We start from the raw sequence: 5649 nt of genomic DNA on the forward strand, positions 1-5649 counted from the left end.
AATAGGAATACAGATCAGGGTCAACCGGGAATCAATGGCGGGGGGCATGGACCTGTCCCGGAGATATTTTTTAACCAATGCCGGGTATGCAGCGCTGACAGGTACGGCAATAGTTTTAACCGGATATGGTATCAACCGGGCAACTAGGGAACCGGACGTGGTAAAGGTAGATGTACCCATCAAGGGGCTGCCGGATCCGTTCAGGGGATTCACCATCCTTCAGATCTCCGATCTGCACATCAGTATGACCCTGAAAGAAAAATATGTCCAAAAAGTCGTGAACCGGGCCGGCCGGGAACAGGCTGACATGATTGTTTTTACCGGCGACATGGCCGACGGTCACGAAAAATATCTGGGCAGAGAGGCAAGGCCCTTGTCGGACCTGGATGCCCCATTTGGAAAATATTTTGTAACAGGGAACCATGACTATTCTTCGGGCGCCCTTTCATGGCTGAACAGAATTGAACGCCTGGGGTTTACCCCCCTGATCAATGAACACCGTATCATTGAAAAGGAAAACGCCCAAATTGTGCTGGCCGGGATCACTGATTACCGGGCGGGCAGGATAATGCCCGGCCACGCTTCTGATCCCGGAAAGGCCCTTAAAGGTGCACCCTTGTCCATGCCAAGGATCATGCTTGCCCACCAGCCCAAAAGCATATTCAAAGCAGATCCCCTGGGTGTGGATCTGATGATCTGCGGCCACACCCATGGCGGGCAGTATATTCCCTGGAACTGCCTGGTCTCCCTGGACCAGCCCTATGTACACGGGCTTCACCGGCACAATGCCACCCAGGTCTATGTGAACCGGGGAACCGGCTACTGGGGCCCGCCTCTAAGGATCGGCGCACCGCCGGAGATCACTGTCCTCAGGCTGGTCAACGGATCGCCGGTATAATGCCCTGGCAGGGTAAATTGTGTCAGTGCAGATCCGAAGGGTCAATATGCACCCGGGCCTGACTGACTTTATCCATGTGTACCCGGATTATCTCCCGGACCGACTCGCCTATATCATGGGCCATTTCCACAGTAATCTTTGGATCCACCACAATATCCAGATCCACAAGAAAAGAGGCTCCACTTCGGCGTACCCGTATTCCATGCACGTTTTTCACCCCGTTGACGGCGAGCGCGAGGTTCTTCACTTCCTGGATTTTTTTCTCACCTGCAGATTCGTCCATGATCTGTCTCACCGCGTCCATGGCAATATCATAACTCATCTTGAATATGAACAGGGCCACCACAATACCGGCCACAGGATCAAGGACAGGATATTTTAACTTGGCGCCAATAATACCGATCAGGGCGGCAATGGAAGAAAAGGCGTCTGACCTGTTATCCATGGCATTGGCAATGGTTGACGGACTGTTGGTCTTCACCCCGGCCCTGTAGATGAACTGATACATCAGCTCGTTGACGACAATTGACAAGATAGCGGCATATACGGCCCAATTTCCCGGAGCGTGAAGACATCCATGCCGGATTGTTGTTATGGCGGTTCTGATAATCTCGACACCTGCGGCGACCAGCATGCCCACCACCACCAGAGTGGAAATCACCTCTGCCCTGCCATGGCCGTAAGGATGTTCCTTATCCGCGGGTTTCTGGGCGATTTTCAGGCTGATATAAACAAACAGGGATGCAAAAATGTCCGAGGCGGAATGCACTGCATCCGCGACCATGGCGCCGGAGTTTGACACAATGCCTGCCCAGCCCTTCAGCACCGTTAATCCGAAGTTCCCCGCAAACCCAACAACCGCCCAGTACCGGGCAGTCTGAAAATCTTTATCCGTTGGTGCCGGTTCTTGACTTTGCCCCATTAGTTATCTGCTCCTGAAAAATCCCGGTTCCAAACGTATGGCATCCCATAATTTCCAAATTTTAAAGCCTACTTCAAGGTTCAACCGGTGCCCCTATCGCACAGAAACAAGCTCGCCAATGATTGAACCGCCAATCACGTCAGCCTGAATACGAACCGGAAGGTGTTTTTCGTCCGTGGTAATCCATAACCGCAATGTGGGCTTATCGCTTTTTTCAAACACCCCGCCAAAATGGGTAAGCTCAGGCTCAATCACATAGGTCTCATACGTGGTGTTAAAACATGTTATGGTTTCTTGCCCCAAAACCTTTGCTCTACCCATAAAACATGTTTTCCCGTCAGTAATGGGAAGTTTGATCTCCTTTTTGTTGTTTAAGTTCATACAACGTACTTTATAAAACGTTGCAAGCGGATCAAATGTGCCGGGCGGAATAGGTATAGGCTTTCTGCCGGCATTTAAATTTGAATACTCGGCTTCACGTTTTTTCCAGTTGAACTGTACCAGGACATCCCGTTTCTCACTGCCTGCCTCTTTTCTGCTGTAAAGAATTGAATGGTTAAAGGCAAGATCCGCATATGAATCAAATTTATCACGAACTTCATAGACGACATCAACAAATGGAGACGTTTCCACCTTCAATGAAAAGTGCAGCGAAGGTTGTTTGCCGACCTTTGTCACGGGAAGAACGTTAAAGACCGCAACGCCTGCCGCAACCTCCTCCCAGCGGATCTGATATACAAGCTGTTCCCCCGGTAAAAAGGGCAGTTTATTTTTTGACGCTTTTTTATCCGCCGCCTTTGCCGATGATCCGTATAGCAAAGATAAAAACATCAGCATTAAAAAAAATGACCAGACAATAGCAAGAGTGCGCAACACCCGCTTCCGCCATAATTTCATCTTATTCATTATAAGGGTTTCCAATCAATCAATAGACCCGATCACCTGGCGGGGCTTGACACCGTCGGAAGGGGCGACAATTCCCTGTTTTTCCATAAGATCAATGATGCGCGCTGCCCGGTTGTAACCGATCCTTAACGCCCGTTGCACCCCGGATATGGATGCCTGGCGGGTGGACATGACAAAGTCCAGGGCCTGCTGGTACTTGTCATCATACTCATCATCGTCAAACGCCACTGCTTGCAGGGTCTCTTCTTTTTCCGTGGTAACATCCATAATGTATTCGGGTTTGCCCTGGGCCTTGACAAACTCGGTGATGGCACCTAATTCCCGCTCGGACAGATATGTGCCGTGGACCCGTTTAAGCCGGGCTGTGCCCGGGGGAACGAAAAGCATGTCGCCCCTGCCCAGAAGGGTTTCCGCACCATTGGCGTCAATGATGGTTCTGGAGTCAGTCTTGGAAGAGACCTGAAATGAGATCCGGGTGGGGAAATTGGCCTTGATAATACCGGTGAGCACATCTACGGAAGGCCGCTGGGTGGCCAGAATCAGGTGGATACCTGCAGCCCTGGCCATCTGGGCAATGCGGGTCAAAGAAAATTCAATATCCTTGCTGGCGGTCATCATCAGATCTGCCAGCTCGTCAATGATCACGATAATATAGGGAAAGGGGGTAAATTCCTCACCCATGTCCGACAGGTCAGCGGCCCGGACTTTTTTGTTATACTGCTCTATGTTTCGCACATGGAGCTGGGCCAGTTTCTCATACCGCTGCTCCATTTCCCTGACCACCCATTGAAGGGCGATATTGGCCTTTTTCATGTCTGTAATCACAGGCGTAATCAGGTGCGGGATGTCGTTGAACAATGAAAGTTCAATGCGCTTGGGATCAATCATAATGAACTTGACCCGGTCAGGTGTTGATTTATACAGAATGCTGCTGATCATGGCGTTGAGCGCCACGCTTTTGCCGGTTCCTGTGGCCCCGGCAATGAGCAGATGGGGCATTCTTTCAAGTCCCACCACCACGGGTCTTCCGATGATATCCTTGCCCAGGCAGATGGGCGCAGGGGACTTGATTTCATCAAAGGCTGAAGCGCCAACGATATCCCTGAAAGGTACAACACTCATGGCTGGATTAGGGATCTCAATGCCAATGACATCTTTGCCCGGAATGGGAGCCACGATACGGATACTCAGGGCACTTAAGGCCAGAGCCAGGTCATCGGCCAGGTTCACGATCTTGCTGATCTTAATCCCCGGGGCGGGCTTGTACTCAAAGGTGGTGATCACAGGACCCGGCAGCACCTCCATGATTTCACCCTTGATGCCGAAGTACCCCAGTTTTTGTTCCAGCAGTTCAGCATCCCGTCTGATGGCCTCATGGTCCACCACAGTTTCCTGGCTGCCCTTTTCAAGGAAATCCAGGGAAGGCAGGCGTGGCTTTCCATCTCCATTGCCCTGAACATTTGCCTGGGACAAGGGATTGTCTGCAGGCTTAGTTGAAGCCGGCCGGACAGAATTTGTAATTTTCACCCTGTTTTCCGGTGGATCAAAAGATTTTAACTGAACCTCTCTGGTCTTTTTCAGGGTATCAAGAACCTGGGTCACCAACGGCCCGGGGATCGCCTTGGCCTGCCCTGTTTTTTCATCTGGTTTCTCCCGGGCAGGGACCAGCCGGGGAATATCGCTTAATTCGGGAATGGGCAAAGGAGAGCCGCAGGATTCAAACTCAAGGCTCAAGCCTGGGATATCATCGTCTTCGCAGGCAGGCAGTTTTTTTTCATCAGATTTTAAGGGTGTTGACATCGGGGGCGCAGACGCTTCAACAAAGATGCCGGGTCGTGTTTTAAATTCCTCATGGGCTTTAAGCAGTTCATCATATCTGTTTTGAAGTCTGACATATCTGTCTGCCAGGTTCAGATTGGTCAGCAGCAGCTTGACATATGGATTGGGAGTATTCTGCCTGCCAAAGGCTTTGTCCGCTTTTTCCATTTCACCGGTCATCACCTTTGCAATACGCTCGGCATCACCCTGCCCGGTCTCCCCACTAATCTGAAATTTATACTCTCCGCATTCGGTTCTCAAGCACAAAAGATTTTTATCTAAGCTGTAATTCTTGTTTTCCACGCTGAATAACACTTTCCTGGGATAATACTGATGAACACCGACCAGCACGGCCACAACCAGTCAGATCTCATCAAATTCTTTAAAAATCCAACATCTTGCCATTAACTTTCGTAAATACATGGCAAGGCCGCATAGGTTATATCATAACACAGGCCGGGATTCCAGACAGTTGAAATATTCCGTTATCGCTTTGACACAAATAAAGAGCATTATGGGACGCCTATTTTTTTTTGATGTCACTTTTTTCGGTGCTCACCCACTAAGTACATGGACAGAAATAAATCCATATTAAGAAAACGAAAAAACGAAAATGTCAAATGCCGAAAAGTCAGCGGTTCAACCAGAAATGACCTGGGTCGAAGATGCCGGGATACGTTTACAAGTTTAAAAAAAGCATGTCGCAAGCTCAATGTCTCGTTTTGGGATCATCTTGAAGATTGATTATCCGGCTTGAATGAAATTCCTTATCTTAGTGATCTCATCATCAACAAAGCTCTCAATTTGTCTGTTTAGGGAGTTGGCCGTTTTTGAATTCCCGATTTTGTGTTATGCTTGCCGCTCAACTCGAAAGGATAAAAGGTCATGAAGATATCGACAGTGGAGAAGAACGGGATAACACCGGAAGTCGTGGAGGTGGTTTGCTCTCTGGTTGGGCGAATCTCTTGGCCTGAGCGCCGGCAGGCAATGGCGGATGTAACAAATAGGCTGTTGGATGGCAAGCCCCGGGTTGCGGAAGACGTATTCGGATGGGGGCGTGCAACGGTAGAGATGGGGATAAACGAACTGAGAACAGGTATTGTGT

General features: G+C 49.7%; 4 protein-coding genes and 1 pseudogene. 2 read left to right on the forward strand and 3 right to left on the reverse strand.

The features are described 5' to 3' along the window. On the forward strand, positions 1-898 hold an 898-nt coding region (locus AB7U36_RS17125), incomplete at its 5' end, for a metallophosphoesterase (RefSeq protein WP_428160906.1). Between the two features lie 22 nt (positions 899-920). Here AB7U36_RS17125 and AB7U36_RS17130 read toward each other — a convergent pair. The 3 genes from AB7U36_RS17130 to AB7U36_RS17140 form a co-directional block, all read right to left on the reverse strand. Continuing rightward, the gene (locus AB7U36_RS17130) at positions 921-1820 is read right to left on the reverse strand and encodes a cation diffusion facilitator family transporter (protein WP_428160907.1); all 900 of its coding nucleotides are present in this window, start codon (positions 1818-1820) and stop codon (positions 921-923) included. A gap of 93 nt (positions 1821-1913) precedes the next feature. After that, complete coding sequence (locus tag AB7U36_RS17135) at positions 1914-2726, reverse strand: DUF3108 domain-containing protein (RefSeq protein ID WP_428160908.1); 813 nt, start codon at positions 2724-2726, stop codon at positions 1914-1916. A gap of 15 nt (positions 2727-2741) precedes the next feature. Then, a complete protein-coding gene (locus AB7U36_RS17140; RefSeq protein WP_428160909.1) occupies positions 2742-4847 on the reverse strand; it encodes a DNA translocase FtsK in 2106 nt (701 codons plus the stop codon). A 582-nt stretch (positions 4848-5429) separates the two neighbouring features. Here AB7U36_RS17140 and AB7U36_RS17145 point away from each other — a divergent pair. After that, a pseudogene (locus AB7U36_RS17145) lies at positions 5430-5649 on the forward strand (ISAzo13-like element transposase-related protein); the annotation flags it as partial.

The sequence above is a fragment of the Desulfobacter sp. genome (assembly GCF_050177295.1).

Excerpts from the sequence above, each read along its gene's own strand:
- AB7U36_RS17130 (WP_428160907.1), bottom strand. The coding sequence starts at position 1,820 with ATGGGGCAAAGTCAAGAACCGGCACCAACGGATAAAGATTTTCAGACT.
- AB7U36_RS17135 (WP_428160908.1), bottom strand. The coding sequence starts at position 2,726 with ATGAATAAGATGAAATTATGGCGGAAGCGGGTGTTGCGCACTCTTGCT.